This is a genomic window from Klebsiella sp. 141161 (assembly GCF_050600815.1).
In the GTDB taxonomy this organism is placed as follows: domain Bacteria; phylum Pseudomonadota; class Gammaproteobacteria; order Enterobacterales; family Enterobacteriaceae; genus Klebsiella; species Klebsiella aerogenes.
The window spans coordinates 90,254-106,181 of sequence record NZ_JAQIRN010000001.1; the positions used below are offsets into that span (position 1 = coordinate 90,254).

16 protein-coding genes are annotated in these 15,928 nt (G+C 52.6%); 3 read left to right on the plus strand and 13 right to left on the minus strand.

The annotated features are described in order from the left end of the window. Nucleotide 1 precedes the first annotated feature (1 nt). Nucleotides 2-1,378: a pyridoxal-phosphate dependent enzyme gene (locus PGR79_RS00490; protein ID WP_430920768.1), complete on the minus strand. Its 1,377-nt coding sequence runs from the start codon at nt 1,376-1,378 to the stop codon at nt 2-4. A 352-nt stretch (nt 1,379-1,730) separates the two neighbouring features. Here PGR79_RS00490 and PGR79_RS00495 point away from each other — a divergent pair, with 352 nt between their 5' ends. Next, nucleotides 1,731-2,216: an E3 ubiquitin--protein ligase gene (locus PGR79_RS00495; protein WP_213316046.1), complete on the plus strand. Its 486-nt coding sequence runs from the start codon at nt 1,731-1,733 to the stop codon at nt 2,214-2,216. A gap of 50 nt (nt 2,217-2,266) precedes the next feature. On the opposite strand, the gene PGR79_RS00500 is transcribed toward PGR79_RS00495, so the two are convergent. Together PGR79_RS00500 and uxuA are read right to left on the minus strand one after the other, a co-directional pair. Continuing rightward, entirely contained in the window at nt 2,267-3,601 is a 1,335-nt protein-coding gene (locus PGR79_RS00500) for a gluconate:H+ symporter (protein WP_045360827.1), read from the minus strand. Nucleotides 3,602-3,670: 69 nt separating this feature from the next. Continuing rightward, entirely contained in the window at nt 3,671-4,741 is a 1,071-nt protein-coding gene (gene uxuA / locus PGR79_RS00505; RefSeq protein WP_430920770.1) for a mannonate dehydratase, read from the minus strand. Nucleotides 4,742-5,003: 262 nt separating this feature from the next. Between uxuA and PGR79_RS00510 the strand changes: the two genes are divergently transcribed. Further along, nucleotides 5,004-5,162: a YqaE/Pmp3 family membrane protein gene (locus PGR79_RS00510; protein WP_002903230.1), complete on the plus strand. Its 159-nt coding sequence runs from the start codon at nt 5,004-5,006 to the stop codon at nt 5,160-5,162. A 54-nt stretch (nt 5,163-5,216) separates the two neighbouring features. Here PGR79_RS00510 and PGR79_RS00515 read toward each other — a convergent pair whose 3' ends face one another. The 4 genes from PGR79_RS00515 to PGR79_RS00530 form a co-directional block, all read right to left on the minus strand. Continuing rightward, nucleotides 5,217-6,317: an NADH:flavin oxidoreductase/NADH oxidase gene (locus PGR79_RS00515; RefSeq protein ID WP_430920772.1), complete on the minus strand. Its 1,101-nt coding sequence runs from the start codon at nt 6,315-6,317 to the stop codon at nt 5,217-5,219. A 118-nt stretch (nt 6,318-6,435) separates the two neighbouring features. Continuing rightward, nucleotides 6,436-8,049 (minus strand): FAD-NAD(P)-binding protein, encoded by a 1,614-nt coding sequence (locus PGR79_RS00520; protein ID WP_430920774.1) that lies wholly within the window; start codon nt 8,047-8,049, stop codon nt 6,436-6,438. A 71-nt stretch (nt 8,050-8,120) separates the two neighbouring features. After that, nucleotides 8,121-8,606, minus strand: coding sequence for a GNAT family N-acetyltransferase (locus PGR79_RS00525; RefSeq protein ID WP_430920776.1), 486 nt, complete (start codon nt 8,604-8,606; stop codon nt 8,121-8,123). Continuing rightward, nucleotides 8,594-8,860: a DUF1778 domain-containing protein gene (locus PGR79_RS00530; protein WP_015705366.1), complete on the minus strand. Its 267-nt coding sequence runs from the start codon at nt 8,858-8,860 to the stop codon at nt 8,594-8,596. The genes PGR79_RS00525 and PGR79_RS00530 overlap by 13 nt, the downstream gene beginning before the upstream one ends. Before the next feature lie 272 nt (nt 8,861-9,132). On the opposite strand from PGR79_RS00530, the gene PGR79_RS00535 reads away from it, so the two are divergent. After that, on the plus strand, nt 9,133-10,368 hold the full coding sequence (locus PGR79_RS00535) for an MFS transporter (protein WP_047067471.1): 1,236 nt from the start codon (nt 9,133-9,135) through the stop codon (nt 10,366-10,368). 43 nt (nt 10,369-10,411) lie between these two features. Here the strand turns inward: PGR79_RS00535 and PGR79_RS00540 are convergent, their stop codons facing one another. The 6 genes from PGR79_RS00540 to surE form a co-directional block, all read right to left on the minus strand. After that, nucleotides 10,412-10,909, minus strand: coding sequence for a GlcG/HbpS family heme-binding protein (locus PGR79_RS00540; protein WP_087860748.1), 498 nt, complete (start codon nt 10,907-10,909; stop codon nt 10,412-10,414). Nucleotides 10,910-11,004: 95 nt separating this feature from the next. After that, nucleotides 11,005-11,622 (minus strand): response regulator transcription factor, encoded by a 618-nt coding sequence (locus tag PGR79_RS00545; RefSeq protein WP_316423883.1) that lies wholly within the window; start codon nt 11,620-11,622, stop codon nt 11,005-11,007. After that, on the minus strand, nt 11,622-12,941 hold the full coding sequence (locus tag PGR79_RS00550) for a sensor histidine kinase (protein ID WP_430920779.1): 1,320 nt from the start codon (nt 12,939-12,941) through the stop codon (nt 11,622-11,624). Before PGR79_RS00550 ends, PGR79_RS00545 begins: the two co-directional genes overlap by 1 nt. Next, nucleotides 12,938-13,525 carry a hypothetical protein gene (locus PGR79_RS00555; RefSeq protein ID WP_213316051.1) on the minus strand — a complete coding sequence of 196 codons (588 nt, stop codon included), beginning with the start codon at nt 13,523-13,525 and terminating at the stop codon, nt 12,938-12,940. Before PGR79_RS00555 ends, PGR79_RS00550 begins: the two co-directional genes overlap by 4 nt. A gap of 21 nt (nt 13,526-13,546) precedes the next feature. Next, a complete protein-coding gene (locus PGR79_RS00560) occupies nt 13,547-14,503 on the minus strand; it encodes a hypothetical protein (protein ID WP_430920781.1) in 957 nt (318 codons plus the stop codon). Nucleotides 14,504-14,779: 276 nt separating this feature from the next. Further along, nucleotides 14,780-15,649 carry a 5'/3'-nucleotidase SurE gene (gene surE, locus PGR79_RS00565; RefSeq protein ID WP_430920783.1) on the minus strand — a complete coding sequence of 290 codons (870 nt, stop codon included), beginning with the start codon at nt 15,647-15,649 and terminating at the stop codon, nt 14,780-14,782. Nucleotides 15,650-15,928 lie beyond the last annotated feature (279 nt).

Here is a 15,928-nt window from a genome sequence, read left to right on the forward strand (position 1 = left end):
CTTATTGTTCCAGTCGGTTACGCCAGGTGGTCAGGACGTCGCTACGGGTGATCAGGCCGATAAACCGATCGTTATCGGTGACAACCACGACATGTCCACGGTCGAAGATATTTTTAAGCGCGCTTTCCGGGGCGTGCTTATCCAGGGTTTCGACATGGCGGGTCATCGCCTCTCTGACCGGCAGCGCGAAACGCTGGCTGTCGCCCTGGACGTGGCTTATAAGATCCCATTCATCGACGATGCCAACCACGTGGCCGTTTTCAAGCACCGGCAGTTGTGAGAAATCGTACAGGCGCATACGCGCAAGGACGGCAGCCAGCGTATCGTCGGGCGCGGCGGTGACGGTTGCGCCTTCGTCATGACGCAGGGCGATAAAATCGCTAAGATCGCCGCGCGTCGGGCGGCTTAGCAGACCTTGCTGGCGCATCCAGTCGTCGTTGAACATTTTCGACAGGTATTTGTTGCCGCTATCGCAGGCGAAGGTCACCACCCGTTTAGCGGTGGACTGCGCCTGGCAGTAGCGCAGGGCTGCTGTCAGCAGGGTGCCCGTTGACGATCCGGCGAGGATGCCTTCCACTTGCAGCAGCTGCCGGGCGGTGGCGAACGCTTCACGATCGGTCACCCGCCACGCTTTGCGTACTTTCTCCAGATGGGCGAGCGGGGGAATAAAATCTTCGCCGATCCCCTCCACCAGCCAGGAGCCGGTTTCGCCGTATTGCCCGGTCTCTACCTGGTCCGCCAGAATCGAGCCCGCAGGATCGGCAAGAATAAATTCGGTTTTCGGCGAATGTTGCGCAAACCACGCCTGCAAACCGCCCAGGGTACCGCCTGAGCCGACACCGACCACCACGGCGTCAATATCGCCATCGAGCTGCTCAAACAGCTCCGGCGCGGTAGTGGTGGCATGAGCTAACGGGTTGGCTTCATTGTTGAACTGGTCAATATAAAACGCGCCCGGCGTTTCCTCCGCCAGACGGCGGGCGTAGTCCTGATAATAGGCGGGATGACCTTTGTTGACGTCCGAGCGGGTTAACTGCACGGTGGCGCCGAGCGCACGCAGATGGAAAATTTTCTCGCGGCTCATTTTGTCCGGCACCACCAGGATCAGTTTGTAGCCTTTCTGCGCGGCAATCAGCGCCAGCCCCAGCCCGGTATTACCGGCGGTGGCTTCAATGATGGTGCCGCCGGGGCGCAGTTTTCCCTGGCGCTCGGCTTCATTAATCATCGACAACGCCACGCGATCCTTTATCGAACCGCCGGGATTTTGGTTTTCCAGTTTCAGGAACAGGCTGCACGGGCCGGTATCCAGTTTATGCAGTTGTAACAGCGGGGTATGACCAATCAGGTCGCTTACAGAGTGAAAGAGTGACATAACCATTTACCCATTCGTATCGAGATAGCTGAATGGTAGAACTGTAAAAATGGCATTTTAAAGAACATAAATCTGCTATTTAGCGCAAAATGGAATATAAGATGCTTTTTAGCCATCCAGAAGGAAAGCAGGTTATCCGCCCGGGCGTATTGATTGCTGTAATAGTGGTTTTTTGTCTTGTTTTTAAGCAAATTAGCCGCCGTCGTTGGCTGGTATATGCATTTTCCGGCAAAGCATTACTGAAAATTATCGATAGCTTGACTCTCCAGGCATAGCGATTATAAATAAATTGACTGTGCCGATACGGCAAGGCTATGACCGTCACTGGATTACCACCTGGACCGATAAGGGAATACTGATGAAACTGTGGAATAAAACGCTGATTACCTCTGCATTGTGCCTGGCGTTGTTTGGCTGCGATGACTCATCGAAAGTCGACAATAAACTGGATCAGGCCAAAGATAACGCGGAACAAATTAAAGATGCGGCCGCCGATAAAGCGCGGGCCATTAAGCAAGAAGCGGATAAGCAGATCGACGACATCAAAACGCAGGCCAATAATGAAGCGGATAGCCTGAAAAACCAGGCCAGCAGTATTAAATCTGAAGCTGACAAGAAAGCTGACGCGATTGCCCAGGATGCGAAAAATAAAGCGGATGCGGTAAAACAGGATGCGCAGCAAAAAAGCGATGCGATCATGAAAGAGGCGGGAAAAATTAAAGATAACGCTATCGTTGAAGCCAACCAGCTTTCCGCGGATGCCGCCAATAAAACCAAAGAAATAAAAGAGAGTATCGCGCCGGAGCAAGCGCCAGCGCAGCAGGCGCCGGCCAGCCAGCAGTAATATACTGGACTGCTACCGCGGCGATACCATTCTCGCCGCGGTGTATTTTATCAGGAAATAAACAGACTCAGTAATAACACCATCAACAGACCCACCACCGAGTTGATTAGCTCCAGTAAGCCCCAGGTCTTAAAGGTATCGCGCATCGAGATGCCAAACGTTTCCTTAAAGAGTAAAAAGCCGCCGTCATACATCAAAGTAATGGTATTGCTACCGCAGGCCACCGCCAGGCACATCAGCGCTGGATTAAGATGAAATGCGGTAACCATCGGCGAAACAATCCCGGCTGAAGTAATTGCCGCCACGGCGCCCTGGCCGGTAAGAATACGAATAATAGCCGTAATCAGCCAGGCGATAATAAACGGCGACAGCGGGACGTGGCTCATCATCGTGACGATATGGTCGCCGACGCCGGAATCGATAATAACCTGTTTAAGAATGCCGCCGGCGCTGATGACGAACAGGACGTTGGCAATTCTGGCGACCGAATCCGTCACGCAGTGGTTAACCTGAACGGCGTTCATGCCGCGGCGGCAGCCAAGCAGCCAGATTGCGGCGCCGGTCGCCAGCAGCATGCTAATTTCCGCGCTACCGAGGAACTGGAAGAATTTTGCCGCAGAAGAGGCCGCGCCAAACAGCGATTGAATCAGCGAAGACGCAATCATTAATATCGCGGGGATCAGCGGAATGGCAATGCTGACCGCAAACGACGGCAGCGCGTCGGCAGGTTTCTCCTCCTGCGGTTTAATCATGGCATTCAGCTTCATCTCGCGGATACCCGGAAGCCAGGCGGGTAACAGGATCCCCGCACAGAACAGCGCCGGGACTATCACGATAATGCCGTACAGATAAACCTGAACAATATCCGCCTGGAAGGCGCTGACTAATGCAACCGGCCCCGGCTGTGGCGGAAATAAACTATGTCCCATGGTGGCGCCGACGACCGTCGGAATAACCAGTTTCATCCACGGGATATTGGCTTTGCTGGCGATGTTGAGAACCAGCGGCATGGCAATCAAAAACGCCACTTCATAAAACATGGCGATGCCGAAGATGACGCCGATAAACATCAAGCCGACCGCCAGATAACGGGTACCGCAACGCCTGATTACCGTATCGGCAATCTGCTGGCTGGCGCCGGATTCGGTCATAAATTTGCCGATGATAGCGCCGAATATAATGATCAGCGCCAGGTGTCCCATTATTCCGCCCAGTCCTTGCTGAACCATCGAGACGATTTTATCGAGGGGCACACCTTCCATAACGGCGACAAACAGGCCGGCAATTAATAAGGCGAAAATATTGTGTACTTTGTATTTCAGATTCATGATGACCAGTAGCGCAATACCGACCACCACCCATAGCAGTGCCAGGGCTGGAGACATGGCATCCTCCCAACAGAGATTTTATTATTTTCAGTGCCGGAGAGCTCCGGCACCAGGGTGACGAGCGGATCAGGCGTGCTGGTTTTCCAGCGCTTCCCATAATCCCAGTAGGTAAGTGGCGCCGAGCGCGCGATCGTATAAACCGTATCCCGGACGGCCGGTTTCTCCCCAGATAAAACGGCCATGATCGGGACGAATATAGCCGTCGAAGCCGTTGTCGTGCAGCGCCTGCATCACCCGGTACATATCGAGCGAGCCGTAGCGGGTAGGGTGCGCCGATTCGTAGAAATCTTTGTCTTTTATGATTTTAATATTTCTGACATGAGCGAAATGAATGCGCCCGCGCTGGCTGAATTCCGCGAGGATTTGATAAACGTTATTTTGCGGCTCCTCGGCAATAGAGCCGGTACATAAGGTAATACCGTTTGCCGGTGAATCCACCGCGCGACACAACCAGTCGAGATCGTCGCGGTTTTTAATAATGCGCGGCAGACCAAAAATAGAGTACGGCGGATCGTCAGGATGAATGGCCATTTTCACGCCGACCTCTTCGCAGACCGGGATAATTTTCTCCAGGAAATAGACTAGGTTTTCTCGCAGTTTGTTGTCATCGACCGCTTTATAGCTGTCGAATAGCGTCTGTACCTGCGCTAAACGTTCGGGCTCCCAGCCCGGCAGGGCATAGCCGTTGGCGTTGCTGAGCACTTCCGCGACGACCTGTTCCAGCGTTTTATCGATGCCGGCTTTTTCAAAAGCCATCGTCAGCGACCCGTCCGCCAGCCGGTAGTTCATGTCGGTTTTCATCCAGTCGAAAACCGGCATAAAGTTGTAGCAGATGACCTTAACGCCAAAGGCAGCGAGGTTACGGATAGTTTGCTGATAGTTGGCGATATAGCGATCGCGCTCCGGCAGCCCGATTTTAATCGCGTCGTGAATATTCACGCTTTCGATAACTTCCATCGTCAGGCCGTTAGCGTGGGCCTGCTCGACTAACGCCTTAATTTTCTCCCGTGGCCAGACTTCGCCAACCGGAACGTCGTACAGCGCGCCGACCACACCTTCCACCCCCGGAACCTGACGGATCTGCTCAAGAGTGACTTTATCTTCGTCTGGTCCAAACCAGCGCATCGTCATTTGCATGAAAACTTTTCCTTACCGCGTTGCTTATAGTCTACTACCATACAAGTTAGATTAAGGATAACGACAATGCGGTGAGGGGGACATGATCGAACTCACAAAACCATACATCGGCTGAATTGCACACTCACTGAAGGAGTACTCATTACAAGATGCGTAAAATCGGGTAAAAGGGGCGGCTAACGTGGCGGCATCAGGTAGAATTACTATGCTTAGAGACGAGGTCTCTTTTTTAAGTCGTTAATTTTGTTTGTATGGAGAGTGTATGGGTTTCTGGAGAATCGTATTTACTATCATCCTGCCGCCGCTGGGCGTACTGCTGGGTAAAGGTTTCGGCTGGGCATTCATTTTGAATATAATTCTGACCTTGCTGGGCTACATTCCTGGTCTCATCCACGCGTTCTGGGTGCAAACCCGCGATTAACCCTGCCGTAATCTAGCGGCGCTGATGCGCCGCTATCATTCATATCGTTAAGCTTCAGCGATTAGCTTTTAACGTACCTTTCAGACCATGCGGTTCTGAACGCAGATATTGCGGCGGCACGCTAACCTGGGCCCCCAGAGCCGCCGCAGCCTGCCACGGCCAGTGTGGGTTGTAGAGCGCTGCGCGGGCGATGGCAATCAGATCGGCGTCGCCGTTTTGCAGTGCATCTTCAGCCTGCTGCGGTTCGGTAATTAACCCTACGCCAATGACCGGAACGTTAACCTGCTGGCGGATTTCATGGGCGAACGGTAATTGATAGCCAGGACCGACCTGAATCGCCTGCTGCGGCGACAACCCGCCGCTGGAGACGTGAATATAGTCGCAACCCAGTGCTTCAAGCTGCTGACTAAAGACGATGGATTGCGCGGTATCCCAACCGCCGTCTACCCAGTCTGTCGCCGAAAGTCGCACGCCGACGGCGATATTTTCGCTGACCGCCTCCCGTATTGCCTGGAAAACCTCCAGCGGGAAACGTAAGCGGTTTTCCAGTGAACCGCCGTATTCATCTGTACGCTGGTTGCTCAACGGAGAGAGGAACTGATGCAGCAGGTAGCCGTGCGCGGCATGCAGCTCTATCAGTTCAATACCCAGGCGTTCGGCGCGTCGCGCGCTATCAACAAAGGCTTGCTTAAGCCGCGCCAGATCGTCATGGCTCAGCGCTTTCGGCGCCCGGTCGCCGTCATGGAATGCCAGCGCGGATGGGGCGACGGTTTGCCATCCGCCGTTATCCAGCGCTAACTGACCGCCGCCAAGCCAGGGTGCAGCGGCGGAAGCTTTGCGCCCGGCATGTCCCAGCTGGATACCGATGCGGGTTGTTGAATAGGCGCGAACATCTTCCAGTACCCGGTACAGGGCGGCTTCGGTTTCATCGTCCCACAAGCCGACGTCCGCCGGGGAGATGCGGCCCGCAGGCTCGACGGCGCTGGCTTCGATAATTAATAAACCGGCACCGGAAAAAGCCAGTTGTCCGAGATGAATGCGGTGCCAGGCGGTTGCTTTGCCATTATCCGCCGAGTACTGGCACATCGGGGCGATGACAATACGGTTTTCCAGCTCCAGTTTGCCAATTCGCGCAGGGCTAAATAGTTGACTCATAAGTACCTCGTAAGCGTTGTGCTGCCTGATAGCCTTTAGTTGTAGCATGCCTGAATGGCGGCCTCTTTTCCGTTGTTGCGCTTAAGACGCTGTTCGTCGTTATTCGCATGCTGATGGATCACCACTCATCGCTGAACCACAGTTTGCGTCGGCGACCGCTGGCCTGCTGTGAAACCGCCCTCGCCATCGCGGTGCCGATTTCCGCGCTGGCGACGAGGCCCTGAACGAAAGGGCGGTCATGCATCAACCACGGCAGCGCGCCGAAGGCAATGCGTCCGCGAGCGCACGCCGGCGCCTGCAGGGTGTAATCGTCACCAATATCCGGGATTTCATCACCACAGGCGAGAAGCTGCTGGCGCAGCGTCGGGAAAGGGATGTCTTTACTCTTCAGCGCCTTTTGGCCTCTGGCGTCTATAAAGACGTCAAATTCGCTGCGCTGATTGTGATGGTGGATGACAGTCCGTTGTGGTTGAGCTTCCAGTTGATAATCGGACCCCAGCGGCAGAATGCTTATAAGCCCGGCCTCCCGTAACGCCAGCAGGCGGCGAATCGATTCCGACGGAATGGCCGCGTAATTATCGATGAATACCCGGGCGAGCCCTGTTTTAAAGCGTTCACGATCGCGTTCGTTAAGATGCGGCGCAATCATCTCAATCACTTCATGCAATCGTAGAATGGTATACCGCCACGGCACGGTATGCTGTTGCTGTTTGTTGCGTTCCACTTCCTGCAAATTGGCTTGCGCCCAGGCGAAGGGATCGTGGCGTTTTCTGTCGACAAACCAGGCGTCGCTGAATGTATCCGCGGTAAGCTGGCGTAAACCTATCTGCTTGCACCAGTGCGGCGCGGCGAGTTCCAGCTCTTTGACGATAAGTTGGAATACACGATCCAGCAATCCCTCGCTCCCCTCGGCAATGGCCGCTTCCAGCGCCTGATGGGTGACTATCTCCAGCGGTTCATAGGGGATGGGGCAGTAGAAATCGGCCTCGGGCAGAATGCCGTTTCGCGACATCAGAGTAATGTGGAGTTTGTGGCTGGCGTCATTAAGCTGAAAATGGACGCTCTCATCATCGTCAGTCGTAAAGTGGCCATGCTGAATGACGACGGCGACGGCGGCATCAATGCCGCTGAGTGACGTCCCCATGATACCGACCCGGCACGGGGCTATCTGCGCCTGCATCAAGCCGCTCCAGGGACTGGGATAATATTCGCGGGGGGAATCATCATCCTGCGGCCAAAGATGTCCGGTGGCGATAACGGCAAAATCCGCGCGTTCCGCTGTGGGCGCATGGTTAACCCACAGTTTGACGCCATCCTGTTCTGCCTGGATATCGGTCACCTCGCAGGACTCGCGCACGCTAACTTTGAACCCCGCTAACCTTGCTTTCTCTAATAGCGCGAGAAACCGATCGCGATAATAGTCGCCGAGGATCACGCGCGGTAAAAATTGCCGCTCATGTAAGGCCTCACGCTCAATGCCATACCGGGTGAGCCAGTCTTCGCTCTGATTTTGTAGCCACGTCAGATAGGTAATATAGATGGGGGGAATTTCGATACTGGCGATATTCGCCAGCATTTGCGCTGAATTATGCTCATCGTTATAAGGCATGCCGACGCCAGCCTCTTCACCCTGCTCGTAGAGCACTATCTCCAGCGGCTCACCCCGTTCAACCAGGGAATGAAAGGTATATATCCCGGTCGGCCCGACGCCGACAATCGCCACTTTCTTCATCCTTATCCTTCCTTTGGTGCGTTTCCCGAACTGAAAGATAAGTGTGGTAGAGAAAATGACGAAAGGTGGAGTTATTTAGGCAAAGCGAGGAAAAGTGTGCGTTCCTGGGTGGTTGAGGCTTTGAATCCGTGGTGTAGATAGAATCGTTTCGCGCTATCGGTCAGGGCATGGACCATCAGGGCACGTACGCCAACATTTTCGGCAACGCGATAACTGCGTAACAGCGCATCATGGAGTAGATCAGCCCCCAGCCCCTGTCCGTGAAAAGCGCAGTCGATCGCCAGGCGGGCGAGAATGATGACCGGGATAGGATCGGGCATATTACGCCGCAGGCCGCCAGTGGCTTCCGTGTGATTAACGCTGCCGGTTGCCAACGAATAAAACCCCACCACCTGGTGGCTATCTTCCTTGCAGACCACGAAGGTTCTCGCGGCGCCCTGAGCCTGGTTTTTCATTCCTCGCTGTTTTAGCCATTGATCGAGAACCGTTTCTCCGCAACAAAATTCCGCAATCTGATGGTATGAGGATAGCGGTGCAGGCGCGCTTATTTTTCCCATTGCGGCTTTCTCGCCAGCAATTTATCGAGAGCGGGGTTAGCTTCAACCGGCGCATCCAGCATGTCGATAAATTCGGCGTATTGCTCATCGCTTAAGTTAAACACCCGACGGTCGAGAATAACGTTTTCTGCCGCCTGGCAGGCCATCTCAAGGATAAAGTCGGTCCGCGATTTGTGTAGAATTTCAGCGGCCGCATCAATCAGCGCCCGCTGGGACTCCTTCGCCCGGATGTTGAGTTGGATATCTGATTTCATCTTCTTTTCCTGTATAGCAATTGGTATACAGCTCATTGTAGAACAGCCGTATATCAAATGCTATACATTCTGCCAGCGCGGAATATCAGGGGACATATACTTAATTTGAAACAAATTAGCATGCTAATTAACTTGCAGCCATACGATTATTGGGTGTATTTAACATATGGGTAACTTAAGAAACTTTACATTTACATATGCAGTTGGCCCTGCATGTTCATTCGGGTAGCTGCTACATCTCCAGGCCGCTGTGCCAGGATAGGGATAACACGATGTTAGGCTGGACTTCACTACAGCGCAATGCCGCCATTGCCAGCTTCTTAAGCTGGACACTTGATGCCTTCGATTTTTTCCTCCTTGTATTCTTACTGAGTGACATTGCCCAGACGTTTCACGTTGGGCTGGAAAAGGTCACGCTGGCGATATTACTGACGCTTGCCGTACGGCCTATCGGCGCGCTCATTTTTGGACGGCTCGCCGAGAAATATGGCCGTAAGCCGATCCTGATGTTGAATATCATCTTCTTTTCGATATTCGAGCTGCTGTCTGCCGCGGCGCCCTCATTAACAATTTTTCTGGTTTTAAGAGTGCTATATGGCGTGGCGATGGGCGGTATTTGGGGCGTGGCGTCGTCGCTGTCAATGGAAACTATCCCGGACCGTTCCCGTGGGCTAATGTCGGGAATTTTCCAGGCCGGTTATCCGTTTGGCTATCTGATTGCCGCCGTCGCTTATGGGCTGCTATTTGATTTACTCGGCTGGCGCGGGATGTTTGTTATCGGCGCAGCGCCTATTTTGCTGCTGCCGTTTATCTGGTTTTGCGTGCAGGAGTCACCGGTATGGCTAGCGTCACGGGCGAAAAAGGAGAGCACGGCGCTACTGCCGGTACTGAAAACGCACTGGAAATTGTGCTGTTATCTGGTGGTACTGATGGCGGCGTTCAACTTCTTCTCCCACGGCACCCAGGATCTGTATCCGGTATTTTTGAAAGTGCAGCATGGCTTTGATCCGAAAACGATCAGTATTATTGCGGTCACTTACAATATTGCGTCGATCATCGGCGGGGTGCTGTTCGGTTCGCTTTCCGAGAAGATTGGCCGTAAAAAGGCCATTATTACCGCCTCGCTGCTGGCGCTACCGGTTATCCCGCTGTGGGCATTCGCTAGCGGTTCACTGATGCTGGGAATCGGCGCATTCCTGATGCAGTTTATGGTTCAGGGCGCCTGGGGCGTGGTCCCGACCTATCTAAATGAACTGGTTCCCGCGAATACCCGGGCGGTGCTGCCGGGCTTTGTGTATCAACTGGGTAATCTCATCGCTTCGGTTAATGCGACTTTACAGGCGACGATTGCGGAACACCATGGACAGAACTATGGGCTGGCGATGGCAATCGTTGCCGGTACGGTGGCGATCATTATCGCGATACTGACCTTCTTTGGTCAAGAAAGTCGGGCGAAGAAGATAAGCGGGGCGGTTGAGCAAAACGCCATGCAGCATGTGAGTCGGTAACACGCTATGGCAAAGCGGGTAGCAATAGTCTACCCGCTTTGGATTAGCCCTGGTTAAGTTCGCCTTCGATAGATTTCAACCCGGCCATCGCGCAAGCTTCGTCGAAATTTCCCCCCGGCGCGCCGCCGACGCCAACCGCGCCAATGACCTGATCTCCCATCTTAACCGGCACTCCTCCAGCTAACAGCAGGAAGTCTGGTATATCACGCAGGTTCGCGGCCCCAGCGTTAGACTGAGAACCTTTCATGACATTGCTGGTGGCATTTTTAGTGGTTAGCGCGGTGAACGCTTTCATACGGCTGGCTTCGACGGTGTGCGGGCCGGCATTATCCATTCTCTTCATTAATAGCGGCGTACCGGCACGGTCGACCACAGTAACGGCGACGTTGTAGCTGTCTTTGGCGCAGGACTGTAGCGTGCTTTGCGCGATTTTATCCGCGAGCTCCACTGACAAATTTTTCTGGCTGAGAACGCCCGTGGCGGCGCTTGCGGTAGTGACCAGGCTGCCGAGCAGGATGGCGCTTAGAAGGATACGTTTCATAGTGATGCTCCGTCGTGTTGAGTGGCGATAGGGCAATACTAGGGGGCAGGGAGCATGGCGACTATTGCCGCGAATACGGAACGTACCAGGTATTTTTACTTAGACGCGCTGGCGACATCAGCGTAAATCTTCAACAGTTTGGGCAGCGAGTTAACTTCAAGCTTGCTAAAAATATTGGCGCGATGCGCTTCGACGGTACGCGGCGAGAGGGAACATATACGGGCGATTTCTTTACTGGAGTAGCCCTGGAGCAGCTGCTGGAGCATTTCATGCTCGCGTGCGGTTAGGGTGGCGAGTTTTCCCTGCAGCGGCAGTAATTTCTGTTGTTGTTCGAGGTGCGCGCTTTGCTGCGCCATCGCTTCGCCAACCACTTCGAATAACAGGTCGGCATCAATGGGTTTGGTTAAAAATTCAAATGCGCCATTTTTGAAGGCGCGACGGCATAAATCAATATTACCGTGCCCGGTCATAATAATAACCGGTAAGGTTAGACCTAACTGGCGCCACTCATCGAGCAGCGTCAGCCCGGTTTTCCCCGGCATGCGAATATCCAGCAGCATACAACCGGTTAATTCGGCGAGATTCCCTGCCTGATGTTGAAAAGCGTGTGCGCTATCAAACGCCTGCGTCTGCCAGCCAACGGTTGAGAGCAGCAGACTTAATGAATCGCGTATTGCCGCATCGTCATCAATTAACCAGATATACTGCTCCATCACTTCTCCTCATTGCGCAGCGGAAACCATAACCGGAAGCAGGCGCCTTGTCCGGTGATATTGCTCGCTTCTATCGTGCCATTAAGACGCTGGACGAGAGTATCGGTGAGGGCCATGCCCAACCCAACGCCGTCGCTACGGGTGGTATAAAACGGCATAAATACCTGCTCCAGCGCTTCAGTCGATAACCCTGGTCCGCCATCAGTAATCGTTAAGGTAATACCGTCATTCACTCGCTCAGCTTGTAAATGAATCCATGCGCTACCGGGAGCATTTGCGCCTTGCGCCTGAATGGCATTGCTGGCGATATTATGCAGTATTTGCTCTACCCATAGCGGCGGCGCAGGAAGCGCGGGGAGGTCCGACGGAAAATGGCTAGAGATACGAACTTTACCGGCGCGGATCTCGTTATCCAGTAATTCGCAAACGCGTAGCCACAGCGACGGAAGGTCCACCGGCTGATATTCGGCGCGCTTACTAGTGAGCTTGAGACGAAACTGGCTGAGCAGGGCGTCAATGCGTTTTATCTGCAACACTGAGGCCTCAAGTAGTTCGGGGATCCGCACGGGATCATTTTTTTTAATCAGGCGCACTGCCGCCTGGTTATAGCTCATGATGGCGGTCAACGGTTGATTAAGCTCATGTACGATGCCGGCGGCCAGTTCGCCCATGGTATTAAGACGAGTAAGTTCGCCATAGCGAGAGCGTAAATCGGCGATATCCCGTCGGCGTTTATTGGTTCGATACTGATTAACGAGATAGATAATCACCGCCCAGAACAGTGCCGGTGAAAGTATCAGCCACCACGGCAGTTGATGCCACTGCGGGTTATCGCCTGCGCTAATCTGCAGCGGCTGTGTTGGGCTGGCGACAGTTTTCTCCCAGCGCCACCAGGTGTTGGCAGAGGCGGTACCGTCCTCAAACAACGTGGTACCGTCCCAACGAATGGCAAGATGTTTGAATGTCTTTTTTTCATTGAGACTGTTAAGTAGGGTGTTCAAATCAATCAACAGGGAGATGCCCGGAAGATTCAGCCAGTAGCGTGCAGGGCTTTGCGCGACGATGGGGCGTCGCGGTTCAAGGGAATCGTAGCGGCGCCATTGCACGATCTGCGGCAGGATCTGCTGGACTTCGGCGGCATTTTGACCGGCCGGAAGCAGGGGGATGATGGCATCGTGCTGCGACACCTTTACCGTGATTTCGCGATACAGGATGCGGAAGTCGGCGGAGCGCGCGTCATATTGCTGTTGAAGAAACCAGGCGCCAAGCCCCGTCGAGCTTAACAACGTCAGCATGAGCCAGCAGAGGTTTTTTATCATATCGCATTTTGTGCATGATGTTTTAATTGCCAGCGCCAAACTCGATTATGTAAATAAAATGCTGAGGTTTTTACAAACATAGCGCTGTTAATGAGTTTGATGCTCCCAGCGCTAAACAATACACCAACCAAAGCGCTTATAAGCAAACCGGCATGCCCACCAAATATGAATACCGAAATGAATGCGTAAATGAGATTTCCCGCGGCGAGCGCGGCGGTCAGGAAAATCAGACCTAGATAGAACTTAAGCGCCGCCAGAAAACCTCGAGAGAACAGCGTCATCGACGGGAAGATCAGCAGACAGTAGAGTAAACCTGTGGGGATGATACCAGCAAAAACAGCATGCGCGGGCCAGGAAAACCACTGAAAGATGGCTCCCCAAAGCGTTAGCTGCGGCATAGCAAAACTTATTACGCTTAACAGCGCGCTTAAAATAAAAGGCACGCCAGCCGTATGCAACCCGACAGGCGTTTCCATACGCTCCATCAAGTACATTTTCGCGGACTCTAACTGCTTAGGATCCTGCTCCTTTATCCTTTGCTCAACGATGGTGCCCAGTTTGAGACTGTCATTAATATATTTCATTATGCCGAGTGCTTTAACTATCTAAAATGAGAACGACTGTATAACGCCGATGACGTACTTACCGGATTGCGACACATTTTGCGGATGGCGTATTGTTCCGGTGAGCGTGCTCCCCGCGAAGGCTGAGGTATTAATAACCGCATTCGTTAATTCGCGCTGCAAAGAACGCTGTATTGCCTCAGACGGGAAACGCTTAGGGTAAAGCTGCGCCTGCATGGCCGCCTTAATTCCACCGTTAGAAATTCCTGGATTTTGGGCGCGGATGATTTCTTCTGTAATACGCTTACGTTCGGCCCGGCTCAGACTTTTGAGCCAGTTTATCGCCCCGGAGGAGGAACTGGCTTTCATTAATTTATATGTTGCAATGGTACTTTTTAAACCCGCCCCAGCGCCAGCTAAAGAAACGATATCCAAGGCTGTCGAGGTTGCGGTATACCAGTCCTGGCTGTCAAGCCAGGCAATAATATCCTCCTCATGGCCGATACCGATAGCTAACAGACGTCCGCTACCGATAAAACACTGTAAACCTGTCGCCACACCACCTGCAGTGATCATTGCTGCCACCACGCCTGAGGCTCCGGCGGTGAGGGGGATGGCCGCGCCAGCTCCAAGCGCTAAAAAGACAGTGACCACGGCAGCACCGCAGGCTATAGCCGTGGAGGTAATTTCATTAGCCAGTGACGGTGCTTGTAGCGTTTTGATCGTGGCTTTTGCGGCATTGTGCGGCGTCGAGGATGCAATTTTTGTCACGATAACATGGCTAACGCTACTTTGGTTTGGTGTGGCGATTCTACGTGAAGGGCGCACAAGCCAGCGATTCATTCCGTCGGAATAGATTATCCCGGCTTGAGAGAAATCACGGGAGCAGTCCAGTTGTGCGGCCAGCGCGGTAAAATCAAAATCACTACCAGAGGCTAGTCCCAGGCTACGAGCAAACCCATAGTCGGGCAGATTTGAAGAATGTGCAGGGAAGGTCATGAGCTGCTCGCTACGTGAATTGTGGAATTATAGAAAAATGAGGTTAGATGTTAAAAAAACCATAAACAACCAGGAATAGTCCGAAACAGACTAACTTTTGAACTCAATCAAGTATTTACCTGATATTGGAACGGTACGCGTCGTACAGTACGGATGAGGGCTTAAGCAATATAATTAGGCGGTGATGAAAAATTGAAAACATCGCCTGCCAGCGATTTAGTGTGTCGCCGGCAGGAACGAAGTGGATGGTACAAAGTTGTGAAATAAACTGGTGAATTATTTATTCAGCAGTTCTTCATATTGCGCCTGAAATTGCGGCGCGTTCGTTGCCCCATCAAAGAGGGTGTAGGTGATATAACCTTTATTAAGCCAGCCGGAATCGGTATCGTTCTCAACGTTCTTTAACGATGCCGGGTTGATGATTTGTTTGGCGCGTCCATCAGGCAAAATATCATAACCAATCTGTGGGGTAGGGAACATCTCATTTTCGATATAGTGTACACCTTTAATTTTTGATTTTGGCAGCGGCGGATAGTTAATGCTTAAGCCCGATCCTTTAGGCACTAAAGGTGAACCAGGAACATGATTACGATTCAGCGTCTCAACAACCTCAACCACATAATCCACCGCATCAGGCCAATATTCATGTGTACTTGGCCATTTATTCTTCATTTCATCTTCGGTAAAGATATACCCAATGCTGGCCGCAATCGCCGGGAAACCATAACGTACAGCCCTGGCTGCCGCACTTACCGTCCCTGAATTGACCTGAGCCATCCCGGTATTCGGGCCATCGTTGACGCCAGAGATAACCAGGTCCGGCTGATTATTAATGAGTAGTCCCCGTAAGCCGAAATCAACCGCATCGGCGGGCGTTCCCGGGAAGCAGTAGCGTTTATCAGCAGCTTTCTTTACATCAAAGATTTTACCCGTTTTGAAGGTAATGGCCGAACCGATGCCGCTCTGATTGGTGGCAGGAGCGACCATCCATACCTCAAAACCTTTTTGCGTGAGTTTTTCCTGAAGCGAAATACTGCCCGGAGATTCGCAACCATCGTCGTTTACAATCAAAATTTTAAGCGGGGCGGCGCTTACGGTGAAAGTGAATGCAGAGATCAGCGCTGCGGCAATACATGACTTGTTCATCGAAACTCCTGTTAATCCTAGGGTAGATACAATGCAAAAAAAAACCTAAGGCCGCTCCTGCAACGAGTACAGAAACGGCCTTAGGTTTTGCCTGAAAGAGTAACAATCCCAAGTGAATTTAAAATACGTACTGCAGATATTTACGTCCAGACGGAAATACGGTTGATATGAGGAGGATCACATTTACATAAATCATCGTTATAGATTAAGTGCAATTCAAAAGCATTAGTGATAGGGTCCGTAATAGCTGGATTGTTACTGTATCAACAGGCAAAACCT